Origin of the sequence: Pseudomonas sp. ADPe (genome assembly GCF_014843515.1) — a bacterium.
Taxonomy (GTDB): domain Bacteria; phylum Pseudomonadota; class Gammaproteobacteria; order Pseudomonadales; family Pseudomonadaceae; genus Pseudomonas; species Pseudomonas citronellolis.
On record NZ_CP062122.1, the window covers coordinates 3,910,191 to 3,925,527 of the forward strand.

20 protein-coding genes are annotated in these 15,337 nt (G+C 58.5%); 6 read left to right on the plus strand and 14 right to left on the minus strand.

Features of this window, described 5'->3' with window-relative positions; translation table 11 throughout:
• Positions 1 to 191: 191 nt before the first annotated feature.
• Genes IG194_RS17630 through IG194_RS17640 form a run of 3 tightly spaced genes read right to left on the minus strand, consistent with a single transcriptional unit; the run spans position 192 to position 1,300 of the window.
• Entirely contained in the window at positions 192 to 455 is a 264-nt protein-coding gene (locus IG194_RS17630) for a hypothetical protein (RefSeq protein WP_023101161.1), read from the minus strand.
• Positions 456 to 464: 9 nt separating this feature from the next.
• Positions 465 to 824, minus strand: coding sequence for a hypothetical protein (locus tag IG194_RS17635; protein ID WP_058488378.1), 360 nt, complete (start codon positions 822 to 824; stop codon positions 465 to 467).
• A 29-nt stretch (positions 825 to 853) separates the two neighbouring features.
• Entirely contained in the window at positions 854 to 1,300 is a 447-nt protein-coding gene (locus IG194_RS17640; protein ID WP_058488379.1) for a hypothetical protein, read from the minus strand.
• A 117-nt stretch (positions 1,301 to 1,417) separates the two neighbouring features.
• Here IG194_RS17640 and IG194_RS17645 point away from each other — a divergent pair, with 117 nt between their 5' ends.
• The gene (locus tag IG194_RS17645; protein ID WP_014833962.1) at positions 1,418 to 1,663 is read left to right on the plus strand and encodes a helix-turn-helix domain-containing protein; all 246 of its coding nucleotides are present in this window, start codon (positions 1,418 to 1,420) and stop codon (positions 1,661 to 1,663) included.
• Positions 1,664 to 1,668: 5 nt separating this feature from the next.
• Here the strand turns inward: IG194_RS17645 and IG194_RS17650 are convergent, their stop codons facing one another.
• From IG194_RS17650 to IG194_RS17690, 9 genes are all read right to left on the minus strand, one after another.
• Entirely contained in the window at positions 1,669 to 2,217 is a 549-nt protein-coding gene (locus IG194_RS17650) for a hypothetical protein (protein WP_176707144.1), read from the minus strand.
• 69 nt (positions 2,218 to 2,286) lie between these two features.
• The gene (locus IG194_RS17655; RefSeq protein ID WP_058488380.1) at positions 2,287 to 2,475 is read right to left on the minus strand and encodes a hypothetical protein; all 189 of its coding nucleotides are present in this window, start codon (positions 2,473 to 2,475) and stop codon (positions 2,287 to 2,289) included.
• Between the two features lie 25 nt (positions 2,476 to 2,500).
• Positions 2,501 to 2,680 carry a carbon storage regulator CsrA gene (gene csrA, locus IG194_RS17660; RefSeq protein WP_014833966.1) on the minus strand — a complete coding sequence of 60 codons (180 nt, stop codon included), beginning with the start codon at positions 2,678 to 2,680 and terminating at the stop codon, positions 2,501 to 2,503.
• Between the two features lie 64 nt (positions 2,681 to 2,744).
• Positions 2,745 to 3,680, minus strand: coding sequence for a hypothetical protein (locus IG194_RS17665; RefSeq protein WP_058488381.1), 936 nt, complete (start codon positions 3,678 to 3,680; stop codon positions 2,745 to 2,747).
• 78 nt (positions 3,681 to 3,758) lie between these two features.
• Positions 3,759 to 4,763, minus strand: coding sequence for a YqaJ viral recombinase family protein (locus IG194_RS17670; RefSeq protein ID WP_058488382.1), 1,005 nt, complete (start codon positions 4,761 to 4,763; stop codon positions 3,759 to 3,761).
• Positions 4,764 to 4,897: 134 nt separating this feature from the next.
• Positions 4,898 to 5,299, minus strand: a complete 402-nt coding sequence (locus tag IG194_RS17675) for a hypothetical protein (RefSeq protein ID WP_023101168.1) — start codon at positions 5,297 to 5,299, stop codon at positions 4,898 to 4,900.
• 154 nt (positions 5,300 to 5,453) lie between these two features.
• On the minus strand, positions 5,454 to 6,422 hold the full coding sequence (locus IG194_RS17680) for a DUF932 domain-containing protein (protein WP_023101169.1): 969 nt from the start codon (positions 6,420 to 6,422) through the stop codon (positions 5,454 to 5,456).
• A gap of 98 nt (positions 6,423 to 6,520) precedes the next feature.
• The gene (locus tag IG194_RS17685) at positions 6,521 to 6,793 is read right to left on the minus strand and encodes a hypothetical protein (protein WP_023436179.1); all 273 of its coding nucleotides are present in this window, start codon (positions 6,791 to 6,793) and stop codon (positions 6,521 to 6,523) included.
• Positions 6,794 to 6,992: 199 nt separating this feature from the next.
• Entirely contained in the window at positions 6,993 to 7,907 is a 915-nt protein-coding gene (locus IG194_RS17690) for a LysR substrate-binding domain-containing protein (protein WP_015475656.1), read from the minus strand.
• A 108-nt stretch (positions 7,908 to 8,015) separates the two neighbouring features.
• On the opposite strand from IG194_RS17690, the gene IG194_RS17695 reads away from it, so the two are divergent.
• From IG194_RS17695 to IG194_RS17705, 3 genes are all read left to right on the plus strand, one after another.
• Positions 8,016 to 9,128, plus strand: coding sequence for an extracellular solute-binding protein (locus IG194_RS17695; RefSeq protein WP_015475655.1), 1,113 nt, complete (start codon positions 8,016 to 8,018; stop codon positions 9,126 to 9,128).
• Between the two features lie 4 nt (positions 9,129 to 9,132).
• Entirely contained in the window at positions 9,133 to 9,909 is a 777-nt protein-coding gene (locus IG194_RS17700; protein WP_041711727.1) for an MBL fold metallo-hydrolase, read from the plus strand.
• A gap of 268 nt (positions 9,910 to 10,177) precedes the next feature.
• A complete protein-coding gene (locus IG194_RS17705; RefSeq protein WP_058488383.1) occupies positions 10,178 to 10,909 on the plus strand; it encodes a TorF family putative porin in 732 nt (243 codons plus the stop codon).
• Between the two features lie 418 nt (positions 10,910 to 11,327).
• Here the strand turns inward: IG194_RS17705 and IG194_RS17710 are convergent, their stop codons facing one another.
• On the minus strand, positions 11,328 to 12,359 hold the full coding sequence (locus tag IG194_RS17710) for an IS110 family transposase (RefSeq protein ID WP_082996213.1): 1,032 nt from the start codon (positions 12,357 to 12,359) through the stop codon (positions 11,328 to 11,330).
• A 171-nt stretch (positions 12,360 to 12,530) separates the two neighbouring features.
• Here IG194_RS17710 and IG194_RS17715 point away from each other — a divergent pair, with 171 nt between their 5' ends.
• Positions 12,531 to 13,901 (plus strand): IS1182 family transposase, encoded by a 1,371-nt coding sequence (locus tag IG194_RS17715; RefSeq protein WP_064987544.1) that lies wholly within the window; start codon positions 12,531 to 12,533, stop codon positions 13,899 to 13,901.
• 198 nt (positions 13,902 to 14,099) lie between these two features.
• On the opposite strand, the gene IG194_RS17720 is transcribed toward IG194_RS17715, so the two are convergent.
• The gene (locus IG194_RS17720; RefSeq protein WP_058488384.1) at positions 14,100 to 14,789 is read right to left on the minus strand and encodes a GNAT family N-acetyltransferase; all 690 of its coding nucleotides are present in this window, start codon (positions 14,787 to 14,789) and stop codon (positions 14,100 to 14,102) included.
• A 284-nt stretch (positions 14,790 to 15,073) separates the two neighbouring features.
• Between IG194_RS17720 and IG194_RS17725 the strand changes: the two genes are divergently transcribed.
• The gene (locus IG194_RS17725) at positions 15,074 to 15,316 is read left to right on the plus strand and encodes a YdcH family protein (protein ID WP_058488385.1); all 243 of its coding nucleotides are present in this window, start codon (positions 15,074 to 15,076) and stop codon (positions 15,314 to 15,316) included.
• Positions 15,317 to 15,337 lie beyond the last annotated feature (21 nt).

The window sequence follows — 15,337 nt, forward strand, 5'->3', positions numbered from 1 at the left end:
TGTGTGGCTGTGGTGCGTTGTTCTTCTGGGATGTGTCTCGACGGGCAGCTCCTGGGTTTTCAAAAAACAAAAGAACCCCTGCCCCGCACACGGCCAGTTATGGCCGTGTGCGGGGTTGGTTATGTTCGGGGCGTGATGCTTGTTAGTTGGTGCTCACGGTTCCGAGGTGATCGGGAGCGGCACGGTTGCTGTCACTGCTCCGCTATACAGGCCTTTGCATACGTGATGCTGTCCTGCATGAAGTTCGATACCAGCGGACTTCGCCCTGCCTGAATCTGCTTCAACTGCTCGGTCGAGTAGGTCTTTTCCAGCTTGTCGTAGACGCATGTGCAAACTGGCTTGGGAGAGCCACCTTGCACGCAGCCTGAGAGAAACTGTCCGCGTAGCTTGGACTTGTCATCCGAACAGCCCGCCAGAACCAGCAGACCCAGCACCAGATAGAACTTGCTCTTCATCGGTCTTCCTTATCGCAATACCAGGGAGCATCCGAGGCCGATGCCAACTACCAGGCCAATGACTTGCGGGCCTATCAGCCAGAACACTTTCAACCAGATCAGGTGAAGCGCGCCGCCGTTGGTGTAGATCGCATCGGGTTGGGCAAACTTGCGGACCGCGTTGCCCACCAGGGCGCCGATCCAGCCTGTTATCAAACCAACGAGGCCGGCCAGCAGCTTCAACATGAAGCTGGCGCCCAACACCATTGCTGAGGTGTTGACGGTCAGGAAAATGATGGTGAGGACGAGCGAGGCGACGCCCCAGCCGATCACCTCCGGACTGGCGGGCAGATCATTCGGCGCGTCTGCCGTTTCGTGTTCATGTTCCATGGTGTTGTCTCTATGTCGTGTGGGAAGGGTTACCAGCCGGAGCGGCAGAGGTTCTTCTTGCTGGTCAGGGGTTGGAGAACCTGGGGAAGGTTCTGGGTTGGGAGCTTCACCGTCTGGCCGCCGGCGCTGAGCTGCAGGGAGTTGGCCTTGCGCAGCGCAGCCCAGAAGCCCGGGAAGCTGGAGCTGCAGGCTTCGCAGTCGGTGTAGAAGGGGTTGCTGAAGGTGGTGCCGTCGACGATGACATCGAAGCCATCGTTTTCGGAGGAGTACTGCTTGCCGGCGATAGTGGCGTAGGCGGAGACCGCGCTCTCTCCATCGTCTGGGCAGGTGATGTTCAACTGGTTGCCGTTGCCGTCGTCGACCAGATGTTCCTCGACGCCCTGGGTGTAGCTGGCGGTCCATGTGGAAGTGCCTGCCTGCGCCACACTGCTTAACAGCGTGCCGAGCAGAGCGGTCAGCAGCAGTTTCTGATTCATCAGGACATTTCCTTCTGTCGATTGGTTGAGTGAGCAGCATGCTCAGGAGGGATACTGAATCTAATTGGGTCGTAAATGCCGTGGTCGTTTTGACATCATAGCGGGACGATTTTTGCCATGGCAAGAATCTCCGCTCAGTTGGATAAAGACCGTGATCTCGTGAAGCTGGGAGCCGCGATACGGGCTCGCCGTATCGCGTTGGCGTATTCGCAAGAAGCACTCGCAGATGCCTCTTCGATAGACCGCTCTCACATGGGCAAGATTGAGCGAGGCGAGCGCAACGTCACCTTCCTCAACATTTGCCGAATTGCAGCCGCTATCGGGTGTAAACCCTCAGAGCTGCTGATGGATGCAGGGTTGTAAGAGGCTTACGCCACGTCCTTGAACACTGGCAGCCCATCCAGCAACGCCGCATCCGGGTCGAACAGCAAAAAGCGCACATCGGCCTCCCCTGCCAGGTGCAGGATCTCCACGAGTTCGGCGGGCAACCCATAGTCCAACTGCTGCTGACGCAGCTCAGCCGAACTGGTGTTGAACAGGTCCAGGTGCTGATCCGTCCAGGGTGTGTTACGCAGCTTGCAGCCAATTACGCTTTGATTGGCGTTCTCGAAAAACTCCAGCTGTAGGGCGTGGAGATCGGTGCGCATAAGGAAAAGTTGGTTCAGCACGTCCTCTGGCAGATGCTCTGCGCTGATTTCCCAGCACCGGCTGAAGTGCCCGGTCTCAAAGCTCAAGCGCTGCACGATGTCGCGAGCTAGCTCCAGTGTCGGCTGTATACCGAGCACTAACGTGTGTTCCTGGTCTTGGGCATGAATCACGTAGGACATTTCGCGTACCGTGCTGCCTGCCTGCAGGTCGTGCACGATCAGTTCAATGGACAGCTTGTCGTAACCGCGTAGAAAGGGATTGGGACTCATGGATGCTCCAAAAGGAATGTCCAGAAAATGAGAAAACAGGAGCCCATGAGGGCTCCTGTTTATGCCGTCTCAGACCGATGTATTCAGGCGCACGCCGGTCCAACGCATGAAGTGCTGGAACAGCAGCAGGGCGAGCACGATGACCACCAGCAATGGCCAGAAGCGCAGCGCCAGAACCGCCAGCGCGACGACAGCTGCCGTACCGGCGAAGAGGCAGACGAGCACGAACAGCAGACCTAAAAATCTCAGTAAGATCATGGGGAAACCTCGTAGGCCAGAAGGGTCAGGACAGCGGGACCTGTGCAGCCTGGATGCGTTGATAGACCTCATCACGATGCACAGCGATGTCGGGTGGCGCGGTGACGCCGACGCGCACTTGGTGGCCCTTGACTTGAAGAATGACGATCTCGATGTCATCGCCAATGCGGATGGTTTTGCCAATGCTACGGGTGAGAATGAGCATGGAGAGTCCTCCAGTGACAGATTGGGTGGAGTAGCGATGGGAGAGAGCCGCCCTGCGTGGGCGGCTAGTTCGTTGAGCTGGTTCGAGCCTCGGCACGTTCGCGTAGCAGGGTGGAAAGGGTCGGACGGGGCTTGTCGGTGAGGGCCGGTGGCGCGGTCTCAGTCGGCTGTGGAGTGGGGGGTACTGGTGTATCGGTAGCGCTCTCCGGAAAGAACTCATCGACGATGGCGGTGCCTTCCTCCTGGCTGTCCTCGAAGGCGCCATTGGCAAAGCCCAGGCGCGCCGTGGCATCCAGTGCCACCTGGTCGAAGCCGGAGGCCTGGCGCGCCTCATCGAGCTCCCGGGCTTGCAGCAGCGCTTCCTCCATCGACAATCCACTGCGCACCGTGATGTCGACGTAGAAGATCGGTGAGCCGTGGCTCTGTCGGGTGGACTTGCCGCGCAGGCGCAGTTCCAACGGCAGGCACGCCAGGCGGTTACCGGAAATCGCTTGCAGGTACTGCAGTCGGGCCGCCAGGGTGCGGATGCTGTTGAAGCCGGTGGTGCGGAACACGAAGCTGCCCAGCGGATCCTCATCGCCGATGGCGACGTTGAGGCGACCGTAGGGCTTGCAGGCACCACCCTTGGCCAACGGACAGCCATCCGGCGAAGGGCAGGGCAGCGAGGCAATGCCGTCCTGGCCCCGACGCTTGCAGGTCTCGCCGTTGCCGACACACAGCGGTCGCCCGGACTGCCGATCGAACAGGCAGTACTCGGCGCGGAAATTCAGTTCCGGCGCATTGAACAGCAGACGGATCGGAATGCTGCGGATCTTGCCGCCCTGCGCTTTGCGCAGTTCTTCGTCCAGCGGATGAGGTAGCCAGCCATCCCGCAGTTGGACCTGTGAGGTGAGGGTGAATTGATCGTCCTTCTCCGGCAGTCGCTTGCCGCTCTTCTCGACGACCTTGCCGATGGAAATCCGTCCGAGCACCGGCGGGGTAATGGCCAAGCCTTTGAGCATGCTGGTTCTCCAGTGGATGAATAAAAAAGACCACCCCGGCGCAGGGGAGGCGCCGGGGTGGTCAAGGGGGAAGCGAATTCAGGTAATCAGGAAGCGTCGGCTGCCGAGCTTGGTGGTGGGGTAGCGCGCCAGCAGGTAGGGCTTTTCCTTGAGCAGTAGGGGCACATCGAGCACCACGCTGTCTTTGGCCTTGCGCCAGGACACCGTGCCATTGGCGAACAGCGCCCGACTGGCATCGCCCATGGCCTGCTGCAGTTGCTGCTTCAGCTCGGCCTCGCGCTTGCTCTGTAACTCCAGGCTGGCGCGGACGGCCTGCAACTCGTCGAAGGCGGCTGACAACATCGGATCCTGGGTAAAGTCCAGGGTATGACCCAGGTCCTCCGGGTACAGGCAGCGCAGGGCCTGCTCCGCCGACTCGGAGCCATCCGCCGGCGGTGGCGTATCGCGTTGCACGTAGCCCCAGAAGTCGCGCTCCAGCTCGATCAACCGGCCGATGAGCTCGTCGTCGCGCTCGATGCGATGGATCTCCAGGTGCTGGCCGCCGAGCAACACGGCCACGTCGGCCGCCTGCTTGCCGGTGACCGCCAACTGGTGCATCACCTGCAGTTGCACGTACACCGGTACACCTTCCTTCCACAGGCGCGCGCCGTTGATGCCGGCGGTCTTGCATTCGAGGATCTGTACGTCGCTGGCGCCGATCACCTCACGGTCGATGTTGGCCAGCATCCAGTCCAGCTTCGGATCGGGATGCTGCAACACCGCATTGATCCGCCGCACCCGATTGCCAGTGCGGCGGACGTAGTGGTTCGCGACTATGGGCTCGAGGATGTTGCCCCAGTAGGTCGGGCTTTCCTCGTCGTTCGGATCGCTCTTGGGCAGCCCAGCGTCGCGGCCGGTCTTTTCCAGCCACAGCTCCAGCTGCGACTTGTAGGGGTTGAGGCCGACCGCGGCCGCAGCGTCAGAACTGCCAATACCGTGTTTGCGTACCGCCAGCCAGTCATCGCGGGACAGATCCTTGGTACCGACCAGGCGCAGGGCAGGGCGCTGCCGTGCCCTGTTGGGCGTGGAATGGGCGTGAGTCATGAGGCTTTTTCTCCGGACATAAAAATGCCCGGCCGGCAGAGCCGGTCGGGCATCGTGGGAGGAATGAAGAGGGCCATGGCCGTCAGGCCATCAACGGGAGGACCGCATCCAGGTGGCGCTGCGATCACTCCCGCTTACTGGGCTACAGCGCCGGCTGTGGCGGTCGCCGACTGACGTCGCCGAGCATGATGGGCGCGAACCTTGTCGCGCCAGGCGGGAGAGAGTTCCTTGGCCAGGTCGAGATAGCGCAGCGGGCAACTGTAGTAGTACGGCGCCATGGACTCATCCATGGCCTTGTACCCCCACTCACCGCCACGGCGTTGCAGCAGATCACAGCGGATGTAGCGCATGGACTCGCCGGGAGCGAGGCCTGGGTGAACGCCTTCGGTTTTCGCTGTCACTTCGCTGACCGACCACAGCACATTGCCCCGCAGGGTGTGGGCAATGACTCGAACGTGGGCGCGAGCCTGGTCTTCAGGTCGGGTCAGATCTCGGATCAGCTCTGACCGGGTACGGGATGAGAACAGCCAGCCCATGAGAGAGGCCTCCAATGAAACACCGGAGTCCACTCCACAGGAGCGGAACCCCGGCGGGTGGAAGAGAGCGCCCAATGCTGTGGTACTTGCGAGCAATCGCTGTAGCCGCAGAACTGCTTGGGCGAAGATGAATAGCGAGAGGAGGGAACTGTCGTCAGGCTACCAGCTGCAGGGCCACATCCAGGGCACGTTGTTTGATCACTGCCCCTTGGCCGAACCAGGCCGAGTCCATGCGGTATTCGTTGCTGCGTGCGCGTCGCTCGTGGTCTACGTACTCGGTGACGGCATTGAGCAGACCCCAAGCGGTGCCGTTGGCAGCCTCCAACTGCGAACCACGACCGCGGCCTTCGTACAGGCTTTGCACTCGACGCAGCGCACGCTCGTTCGGCAGGGCATCCGGTAACGGATTGTTGGGCTGGGCGTCGCAGAGCACTTGCATGAAATAGCCCATAGCTTCGTGCCACTGCACTTTGCGCTCGGCGAGATGACGCATGCGGTACATGAACTCGTCCCATTGCGAGACGGCGATGCCCAGTTGCTTTTTCACCACCTGGGCATCGAAGCGGGTGCTGTGCGGCACCTTGATCGCCCGGGTAGCACCGTCGACGGCGATGGTCAGAGTGTTGTTGCAGACTACCCGTACGGTGGTCGGCGTCGCCGTGGTGGCCAGGGTGCCGTCGCAAGAGGTGGCCAGCAGCAGGTAGCCGTTGACCAGGTCGTTGCCCTTCAGCGAGGTGTTTTGCCCAGTGCGTGCCAGTGCCCAGAATTTGCGGCCGCCCTTGAGCACACCAGCGGTTTCCAACTCGTAGCCAGAGACCTGGGTCAGGTCGCGATAGAACTCCAACACCTCTCGCGGCTGCACCACCTGATAGCGCTGGGAGACTACCGAGAGCGGCGCCTTGGTATCGGAGCGGTAGAGCACCTTCTGTTCGGGGAAAGAATGGATGCTACCCAGGTGACCGACTGCGTCGGCTTTGAAATGGACCGGGCTTTCCTGGATTTGCCAGTCCATGCCAGCTTCTCGCTGCCAGACTTCCAGCGGTTGTTTCGGGGAGAGGCGACTGCCCAGGCCATGCCAGGGAGCTTCGCCGACATAGGCCATACGTTCGATGAGATGAGCCATGATGAGTTTCCTGTGAGCAATAGCCGGCATAAAGCGCTGCGCGAAGCGCAGCACCGGCGGAAGGGATGAAAGGGAAGGGGAGCGAAGAACGAAGCCGATCAGGTCGGCAGGTTGAAGCGATGACCGCAGATCAGGCAGAGGTTGTTGGCGAGCACGTGACGATCCAACTGGTCGCCGAGCTGGGCACCGAGCGCACAACCGCCGACGCCACCGGTCAGGCCGCCGAGAATGGCGCCGGACAATGAGCCAAGGGTGATGCCCAACGGGCCGGCAATGGCGCCGACTGCTGCGCCGGCCTGGCCGCCAGCAAGAGCGGCTGATGCGCCGCGTGCGGCGCCACCGATCGTGCCGACCAAGGCACCGATCTTCATGGCGGGGTGCAGGGTTGCGATCTTGGGGGAGTTACAACGAGGACACTGCAATGACATGGCTGGAGAGCCTCCATGGTGGGTATGTCATGGCAGTGATGTAGGACTGAAATTATTTCGAATCTAATTGCTGTGTCGTAGAAAGCCCAACGCTGCCGGCCGTGGCCGGCAGCAAGCGGCCAAGAGCAGACGTTCCCACCACCTAGGAACGACCGCTAAGTTGCTGTACATCCAGGGCAGTTTGGGCTATCAGCCAGTCTACGAACTGAACCACTCCTGTTATGTGCCGTTGCTCTTCAGGACATAGGCAGTAGTAACCGAGGCCAGCAGGTACTTCAAGATTGAAGGGCCGCACGAGCAGACCCTGATCTAGATCCCGGCGCGAGTTAAACTCATCCGAGAGGGCCACTCCGTAACCGTCGCGGGCAGCTTGCAAGGCCATGCTAAAGCTCTCGATATGCAGATCTGACTCACCTGGGTAGGGTACGCGCGCTTCCAGCAGCCAACGACGCCAGAGGGTGCCGTCATCCTCATGCAGTAGTCGGTGATGTACTAGGTCGTACGGATTAGACAATGCGTTGGGCCCCCGCAACAGTTGTGGGCTACACACCGGAAACATGTGAAGGGTGCGTAGAGGGCGCCACCACAGCCCCTCCCAGGGCGGGGCTGCGTACAGCAGAGCGACATTAGCTCTCTTCCAATCCACTTCCGTGACATGGTTGGCGGCGATAATGCGAAGGCGGATGTGCGGATAGGCCTCCTTGAACCCTAACAAACTAGGTATCAGCCAAGACGAACCAAATACCGGTTCGGTCGAAATGGTCAGAGTTGTTGTCGGTATGGCCTGTTGCGACTGGCTAATGATCTGATTGAGTCCATCGTTAATCTCATGCATGCCCTTGGCAACCGAGCGGTGTAGCGCCAACCCCGCCTGCGTGAGAACTATGTTTCTCCCTTGGCGACTGAATAGTTCCACACCCAGAGCAGATTGCAGGCTCTTGAGCTGCTGGCTGACGGCACCTGGAGTGATGTGCAGCTCCGCAGCCGCAGCCCCCACATGACCAAGACGGGCGACGGACTCAAACACACGCAAGTTATTTAGTGCAGGAATGTGCATGGGAATCGTTTAGCCAGCCTCAACAATAAATCATTAAAATATATAGCTTGTCTGATCTTATTACGCTTGCGAAGAATTGGCTACCACTTCCGATCTGGAGCATTGCCGATGGAAAGCCTGCGATTCGCTTCACTTGTTACAACAGCGACTGGAATGTTGCTAATCGCCTCAAACTCTGTGGCGGCCGATGCCGTACGAACAGTCAACGTCTACGCCTGGGCGAGTTATCTCGCACCAGAGACTCTGGCTCGCTTTGAAAAACAGACTGGCATCAAGGTTAAGTACGACAGCTTTGATAGCGCGGACGTCCTAGAAGCTAAGTTGATGACCGGACACACCGGTTACGACGTAGTCCAACCGGGCGTCGCCATGCTTGATCGCTTGATTCGGGCCAAAGCGCTACAGCCATCGGGCATGCAGCAATATAAAACGAAAGAGCAGTACGATCCCCAGTTGCTCGCTCAGCTCGAGAAGGTCGACCCCGGGAACCTCTATGCTGTGCCCTATGCTTGGGGCACTACTGGCCTTGCATACAACAAGGACGCCATCGAGAAACGCATTCCAAATGCACCGCTAAACAGCTTTGACCTACTGTTCAAGCCGGAATACACCAGCAAGCTGAAGGACTGTGGCATCGCTATCATCGACTCCCCCCAAGAAGTCATGAGTATCGCCCTGCACTACCTCGGAAAGAATCCTTACAGCCAAAATTCGGCCGATTATATAGCCGCCAAACAATTGCTCGACAAGCTGCGGCCGAACCTTCGTTATATTGCATTCGGCAAGCAGAGCAATGATCTGGCTAACGGTGACCTATGCCTGGCTCTGTCTTATAACGGTGACGCCATGACTGCCAAGGGGCAGGCTGTCGCGGCCAATAAACCATTCGCTATCGGCTATCAGATTCCCAAAGAAGGAACCCTGGCCTGGATTGATAACTTCGCAATCCCCGCAGACGCCCCCCACGTTGAGGAAGCGAAGGAATTTATCGAATTTGTGACCGAGGCCGAGGGAATGGCAGAGATGACGAACACTCTGTACTACGCCAATGCCAATCGGGCATCACTCGACAAGGTCAACCCGGTACTACGCAACGACGAAACTCTGTTCCCATCCGCCGAAAGCCGCAAGACATTGTTCGGCGAGGAACCGTTGCCGGCCCGGACATTACGCGAGCGGACTCGGACCTGGGCAAGTTTCAGAACCAATGTCGGGAACTAGCGACATGACGCTCAAAGTGGCAGACGCTTGGTTCGAGAAAAGGACATTTGATGATGGAGTCACGTTGCTATGGGAACCTCATGTACATCCCATGTTGCGCTGCAATATCTGGCATGTCCCTGGGCGCGATCGCGACCTGCTAATCGATACCGGACTAGGTGTTGCCAGCCTTCGCGAAGCAGCACGCAACCTATTTCTGAAACCGGTGTGCGCAGTAGCAACTCATAGCCATCTCGACCACATGGGAGGTCTGCACGAGTTCGAATGCAGGCTATGTCACGCCGCAGAGGCAGAGTATTTTTCTCAGCCAAACAGCGATAACCGCTTGGTTATCAATGATGATCATTGGCTAGCGACGTACATGTCAGACTTGGGCTGCGACCGCCTGGTAATCGATGCCCTCCCAGGGCCTGGCTTCGACCCCGCGAAGTGGGCACTGCTACCGGCGCCGCCTACCGGACTTTTAGTAGACCAAGACATCATCGATCTGGGCGACCGTCATTTCGAGGTGCTCCATCTGCCCGGACACTCCCCAGGCAGCATTGCCTTGTACGAGCAGAGTACGAGAACGCTGTTTTCTGGAGATGTGGTGTACGACGCCGATCTGCTTGATTCCATTCCGCACGCGAATATTGGCGACTACGCGGCGTCCCTAGAACGCCTGCGGGGGCTTCAGGTTGATGTTGTGCATGCCGGACACGAAGCCAGCTTCGGCCGCGAAAGATTGCTAGCCATCATCGATACGTACTTGGAACGCTGGAATAAAGATATAGGGGGCTGAAGGCTGCACTAGTCCACTTGGGTCAGTTGTTGGGTTGGGGTTCACCAACTACAGCAGGCTTTAATCAGCCATTAACGAACTTCCTAGTGTTCGCGACTCACCTGCTCGCGCGAGCTCTCATGCCCAAAAAGTACCAGGTGGTCGTACACGGCAGCCGGGGCGATAAGACTCTCGCGAAGCAAGAAGAAACATCGGCACCTTCTAGTGATGGGGCTTTTAGTCGGAAGGCGTCGTTACAAAACTAGAAAATAAAAGTAGGGAGCACTGCATGAATCACATATCAAAGCTTTGCATTGCTGGCATATTGCTGGCGCCGTGGGGGGCGAGCCAAGCATTCCAGTTGAATGATGACCTTAGCCTAGATTTGAATATTGGCGCTTACAGTGACTACCACAGTCGTGGTATGTCACAAACCCAGAACGATCCAGCCATTCAGGGTTCCGTCACGCTTTCTCACTCCAGTGGGCTGTACGCCGGAGTATGGAGCTCCAACGTCGATTTCGGTTATGGCAGTAAGACTCGCCAAGAAATAGACTATTACGCAGGCTATTACTGGAAAATAACCGACAATGTATCCCTCGACCTTGCTTATTTCGAGTATGAGTACCCGAAAGAAAGCAAGCTTAACTACAGCGAAACCTACGCAAAGCTTTCCGCATACGGGATCTATGCAGGAGGATATTACTCAGGTGATATGGGAGGCGACCAGAGTTACTTGTACAGCTTTGTCGGCTATGAAACCGCACTCCCTATGGATATTGGACTTAATATCCGTTACGGTTTGGTTGACTTCAAAGATGACATCTTGGTTGATGGAAACGGCAGCACTGCCTCCACCTACAAGGAATGGCAGGTTTCGCTAAGCAAGAAATTACTTGGTCTTGACTGGTCGCTAGCCTATGTAGACTCCAACTTGTCGAATGATGAGTGCGCTAGTTACAACGGTTTCGACGATGTCTGTGGCTCAAACCTAGTACTTGGCGTGAGCAAGTCCTTCTGATTTATCGCGTTGCGTGTTACTCCTCTGGCTTGCCTCGATGAACTATGTTCGTCGAGGCTTTTTTTAGGCAAATATCTAAATCCCCAAGAGTCACTGAGCGCAAGGCTTAGATCCCTGTCAGTCATATGCCAGTTTTTCGTTCCGCATGTCCGTATATGGACTCCCCCTCATTGCAAGCCCCTTCGCTTTGGCCCCCGTGCCGACTGCACACGTATATTCGGCCTCTGACTTCGGCATCTCTTTGATGCTGGGCCATGATGGGCTATTCGCGCGCTGGCTCCCAATCGCTTCTACGTGCTTTTCGCACATGGACATTTGAGGGTTTTGCCAGCGCCGGTTCGACCGGTTTGCCATCGTTCAGGTTGCTTCGCAATCGTGGGTGACGGTTACTCTCTTGCTGAGCGTGCTGGTTGGTGGGTCAGGCAGCAGCCCGATCCGGTTGGTAATCGGTGCCGTTACGCAGCATCGCCCAAGCCATGCGCGCGGTTTTGTTGGCCAGCGCGATTGCTGCCACGTTGGCATGTGATCGCTCAGCCAGGCGGACGATCCACTGGCTAAGTCGGTCGTCTTTGGAATTGGCTGTACGTAACGCTGATCGAGCGCCATGAACCATCAGTGTCCGTAAGTAGGCATCGCCGCGTTTACTAATGCCGAGCAATCGATCTTTGCCGCCGGAGCTATGTTGTTTGGGCGTTAATCCCAGCGAAGCAGCAAACTGCCGGCCATTGGCAAACTGACGAGCGTCACCGATGGCAGCGACGAGTGCAGTGGCGATCATCGGGCCGACACCACGCAGTTGCTGTAGACATAGAGCGTCAGGCTCATTTGCCGCGATCACGGATATCTCGCTATCAAGCTCTCTCACCCGTGCATCCAGTGCGCGCAGATCGCCCCACAAGCCATCCAGTAGATGTCGGAAACGCGGCGTTAAACCGTTGTCTGCATCTTCCAGCCAGCACGGTATTGCTCGACGCAGCGAGAGCAATTCTTTCGGTGCAATTAGACCGTACTCAGCGACCAGCCCACGGATCTGATTGGCTTTTGCCGTACGCTGCTCAATTAACCCGGCACGAATTCGATGGGTCGCCTGAATGTCCTGCTGCTCGACTGTTTTGATAGCTACGAAACGCATGCTGGGCCGGCTCATCGCCTCACAGATTGCTTCAGCATCATTGGCGTCATTCTTGTTGCTTTTGACGTAGGGTTTGACGAATTGGGGAGCAATTAACTTGACCTGGAATCCACGAGCCTCAAGTTGCCGCGCCCAATGGTGAGCACCGCCACAACTTTCCATGCCAATTACACAGCCTGGCTCAGCCTGCTCAAGCAAGGCTTGTAGCCATCGATCGCGTTGTAAGCGCTGCCGCCAAATCGGCTTCTCGTGACAGTCAACGCCATGGATCTGAAACACGTTCTTGGCCAAGTCGACCCCAATGCGCATAAGCTTCATGTGTGGACTCCTTCTAGCTGTTAACTGTGGTTCGCACCTTCAGTCTGGCACTCAGATGCCGAGGCGAGGGGGAGTCCATCCCATTGCTTTTGGCCGATTCTGTTGAAAAAGTAGCTGCCGCCCCATGCCGCCGGCAAAATCACGCGCTCAGTGAGCGTGGGGGCAAGCAGCATGATGGGGCAGTTACCGGGAGGACAGCAGCGGCTGTTCTACTCGTTCAATCTGGAAGACCACGTCCCGCCCCAACACCTCCTGCGCAGCATCGATCAGTGCCTGGATCTCAGCGACCTGCGCGCCCACCTGACCGACTTCTACAGCCCTATCGGACGCCCCTCGATTGATCCGGAGTTGATGGTGCGCATGCTGGTGGTTGGCTACTGCTACGGCATCCGTTCCGAGCGGCGACTATGCGAAGAGGTGCATCTGAACCTGGCCTACCGTTGGTTCTGCCGGCTGGGTCTGGAGGACGAAGTCCCCAATCACTCGACCTTCTCGAAGAATCGCCACGGCCGCTTCCGTGACAGCGGCCTGTTCCGCTGGCTGTTCAATGAGGTGCTCCGGCGCTGCATGGCGGCCGGCCTAGTAAAGGGTGCAGGCTTCGCCGTCGACGCCAGCATCATCAAGGCCGATGCCAGCCGGCAACGTGGCGTGGCGGGAGATGAGGTCGACTGGCGCGATCCGGCGCTCAGTACCCGTGCTGTGCGCGAGTACCTCGAAGCGCTCGATGAGGAAGCGCTGGCCGAAGCTCTGCCCAAGAAGATTTCGCTTACCGATCCGCAGGCGCGGTGGACAGCAGCACCAGGTGGGCCGGCCTACTTTGCCTACTCCACCAACTACCTGATCGACACCGAGCACGGCGTGATCGTGGATGTGGAAGCGACTCCAGCGCACCGCACCGCCGAAGTCGAGTCGACCAAAACGATGGTCGAGCGCGTCGAAGCGCAATTCGACCTCACACCTGCACGCCTCATCGGTGATACCGCCTATGGCACGGCCCCGATGCTGGCCTGGATGGTCGAGGAGAAGGACATCGAGCCGCATGTGCCGGTGTGGGACAAGACCGAGCGCAAGGACGACAGCCTCTCCAGCCACGACTTTCACTGGAGTCCGGAAGCGAATGAATACCGCTGTCCGGCCGGTAAACCGCTGCGTAGTGAATGGCGTGCCTTCACTCAGAAACGATCGCGGGTAACCAAGGCCAACACCATCATCTACCGCGCCAGCCAAACCGACTGCGTCACCTGTCCGTTGAAAGCAAAGTGCTGCCCCAACACGCCGAACCGGAAAATCGTCCGTAGCATCCATGAGGCTGCCCGTGACGTGGCTCGACGCATCGCCAAGACATCGGAATACCTGGTCTCTCGTTGCGAACGGAAGAAGGTGGAGATGCTCTTCGCCCACCTCAAACGGATCATGAAACTCGACCGTTTACGACTGCGTGGAATGACAGGTGCGGCTGACGAATTCACCTTGGCCGCGACGGTGCAGAACCTGCGGCGCATGGCCAGGCTTTTGCCTCAAGGGCCACCGCTCACGGGATAGGTGCGCCTGCAGCGAGCAAAAACCCTCGAATTAACCCGCAAACCTGAGCCCGATTGCTCAGTGCCACGCCGAAAGGCAATTTGAAGTGGCTTGCAGCCACTTCAAAAGCTGGTGCACCTGGCCGACTGGCTGCCGCAGAACCGCCTTTTTCAGCAGAATCGGCCGGAAACGGACATTCAAGGCAGGAAAAGCCTGCCCTCAGTGAAACGTAGGGAAACGCTCTTTCACCAATGCCTGAGCCTGATAGGCCAACTGGTCGAGCAGGCGGTCGCGTTTGTTCTCGGCGTCGCTCATGGCCTTCTTGCCGCGTTGCTGCAGCAGGTAGGCGTGGATCTGCCGCACTTCCCTGGATTGGTAGATCGGGGCCAGGTCCTGTACCGCCACCATGCCGTCCGAGCGCTGAGCGCGGGTGTTCAGCAGCACCTGCGGCCCCTGCGCCGCCAGTACCCGAAAGCCCATCGATTCGAAGACCGGCACCTTGCTCGCTACGCAGGCCAGCTCGGCGTGGGCCCGGTGCTCGACCATCTGCCGCAACATGGCCCGGGCAATGCCGCGGCGGCGGTGGCTGGCCTTGACGGCCAGGTAGGCCAGCGTGCAGGCCTCGGCGTCATCCAGGCTCGGCAGGTAGAGGGCAAAACCCAGCACCTGGGAGGGATCGTCGTCATCCAGGGCCAGGATCAGCCGCGTGGGGCTCTCCGGGGTGCCGTTCATGGCCTGCAGGTACAGGTGCACCTCGTAGCCGATCACGTACTGGTACAGCTGATAGAGCGGATTGCTGGGCGTCAGCGGCACCGGGCTGATGTCGCTGAAGTAGTCCACCACCATCTGCAGAACCTGGCTCTTCAGGGATTCGGGCGGCGACGTGTCGAGGTTTGCAAGGGTGAACATCTGAAGCTGGCTCCGGGCATGCCCGATCGGGAAATCGGCGTTGGCGCCATTGTAACGCCCGCGGGCAGCCGGCGTTCTCGCCGTATCTGCGTGGGCACGCTCAACGAAGGGGAGGGCGGATTGATTGTTGCCGTTGGTTTTCGGCTCGAGGCAGTCGGTGGGGGCCGGCAGAAACCGGCCAGGCGCGGACACGCCCTTTCTTTGCGGTGCCTTCAGTGATCTACCTCAACACTGGCCTAGCTTGGATCCTGCAAAGTGCTTTTTCACTCTCCTGGAGAATCCTCATGTTTCCCGAATTCCGCGAAAAGATTTCCCGCCTCAAGACCGAGGATCCGCATTTTGCAAAGCTCTTCCATAGCCACAACGATCTCGACCAGGAGATCAAGAACATGGAAGCTGGCATCACTCCCGCAACCCACGACACCATCGAGTCGCTGAAGAAGCAGAAGCTGCAGCTCAAGGACGAACTCTACGAAATTCTGCGCAAGAAAGATGGCTGCCAATGTGGACATGGCTGCGGCGGTTGACTAGCCCTGGGGCATAGATCT

What these genes read in the sequence shown, in the direction of transcription:
- IG194_RS17630 (WP_023101161.1), bottom strand. Translation starts at nt 455, where the DNA reads ATGAAGAGCAAGTTCTATCTGGTGCTGGGTCTGCTGGTTCTGGCGGGC.
- IG194_RS17635 (WP_058488378.1), bottom strand. Translation starts at nt 824, where the DNA reads ATGGAACATGAACACGAAACGGCAGACGCGCCGAATGATCTGCCCGCC.
- IG194_RS17640 (WP_058488379.1), bottom strand. Translation starts at nt 1,300, where the DNA reads ATGAATCAGAAACTGCTGCTGACCGCTCTGCTCGGCACGCTGTTAAGC.
- IG194_RS17645 (WP_014833962.1), top strand. Translation starts at nt 1,418, where the DNA reads ATGGCAAGAATCTCCGCTCAGTTGGATAAAGACCGTGATCTCGTGAAG.
- IG194_RS17650 (WP_176707144.1), bottom strand. Translation starts at nt 2,217, where the DNA reads ATGAGTCCCAATCCCTTTCTACGCGGTTACGACAAGCTGTCCATTGAA.
- IG194_RS17655 (WP_058488380.1), bottom strand. Translation starts at nt 2,475, where the DNA reads ATGATCTTACTGAGATTTTTAGGTCTGCTGTTCGTGCTCGTCTGCCTC.
- csrA (WP_014833966.1), bottom strand. Translation starts at nt 2,680, where the DNA reads ATGCTCATTCTCACCCGTAGCATTGGCAAAACCATCCGCATTGGCGAT.
- IG194_RS17665 (WP_058488381.1), bottom strand. Translation starts at nt 3,680, where the DNA reads ATGCTCAAAGGCTTGGCCATTACCCCGCCGGTGCTCGGACGGATTTCC.
- IG194_RS17670 (WP_058488382.1), bottom strand. Translation starts at nt 4,763, where the DNA reads ATGACTCACGCCCATTCCACGCCCAACAGGGCACGGCAGCGCCCTGCC.
- IG194_RS17675 (WP_023101168.1), bottom strand. Translation starts at nt 5,299, where the DNA reads ATGGGCTGGCTGTTCTCATCCCGTACCCGGTCAGAGCTGATCCGAGAT.
- IG194_RS17680 (WP_023101169.1), bottom strand. Translation starts at nt 6,422, where the DNA reads ATGGCTCATCTCATCGAACGTATGGCCTATGTCGGCGAAGCTCCCTGG.
- IG194_RS17685 (WP_023436179.1), bottom strand. Translation starts at nt 6,793, where the DNA reads ATGAAGATCGGTGCCTTGGTCGGCACGATCGGTGGCGCCGCACGCGGC.
- IG194_RS17690 (WP_015475656.1), bottom strand. Translation starts at nt 7,907, where the DNA reads ATGCACATTCCTGCACTAAATAACTTGCGTGTGTTTGAGTCCGTCGCC.
- IG194_RS17695 (WP_015475655.1), top strand. Translation starts at nt 8,016, where the DNA reads ATGGAAAGCCTGCGATTCGCTTCACTTGTTACAACAGCGACTGGAATG.
- IG194_RS17700 (WP_041711727.1), top strand. Translation starts at nt 9,133, where the DNA reads ATGACGCTCAAAGTGGCAGACGCTTGGTTCGAGAAAAGGACATTTGAT.
- IG194_RS17705 (WP_058488383.1), top strand. Translation starts at nt 10,178, where the DNA reads ATGAATCACATATCAAAGCTTTGCATTGCTGGCATATTGCTGGCGCCG.
- IG194_RS17710 (WP_082996213.1), bottom strand. Translation starts at nt 12,359, where the DNA reads ATGAAGCTTATGCGCATTGGGGTCGACTTGGCCAAGAACGTGTTTCAG.
- IG194_RS17715 (WP_064987544.1), top strand. Translation starts at nt 12,531, where the DNA reads ATGATGGGGCAGTTACCGGGAGGACAGCAGCGGCTGTTCTACTCGTTC.
- IG194_RS17720 (WP_058488384.1), bottom strand. Translation starts at nt 14,789, where the DNA reads ATGTTCACCCTTGCAAACCTCGACACGTCGCCGCCCGAATCCCTGAAG.
- IG194_RS17725 (WP_058488385.1), top strand. Translation starts at nt 15,074, where the DNA reads ATGTTTCCCGAATTCCGCGAAAAGATTTCCCGCCTCAAGACCGAGGAT.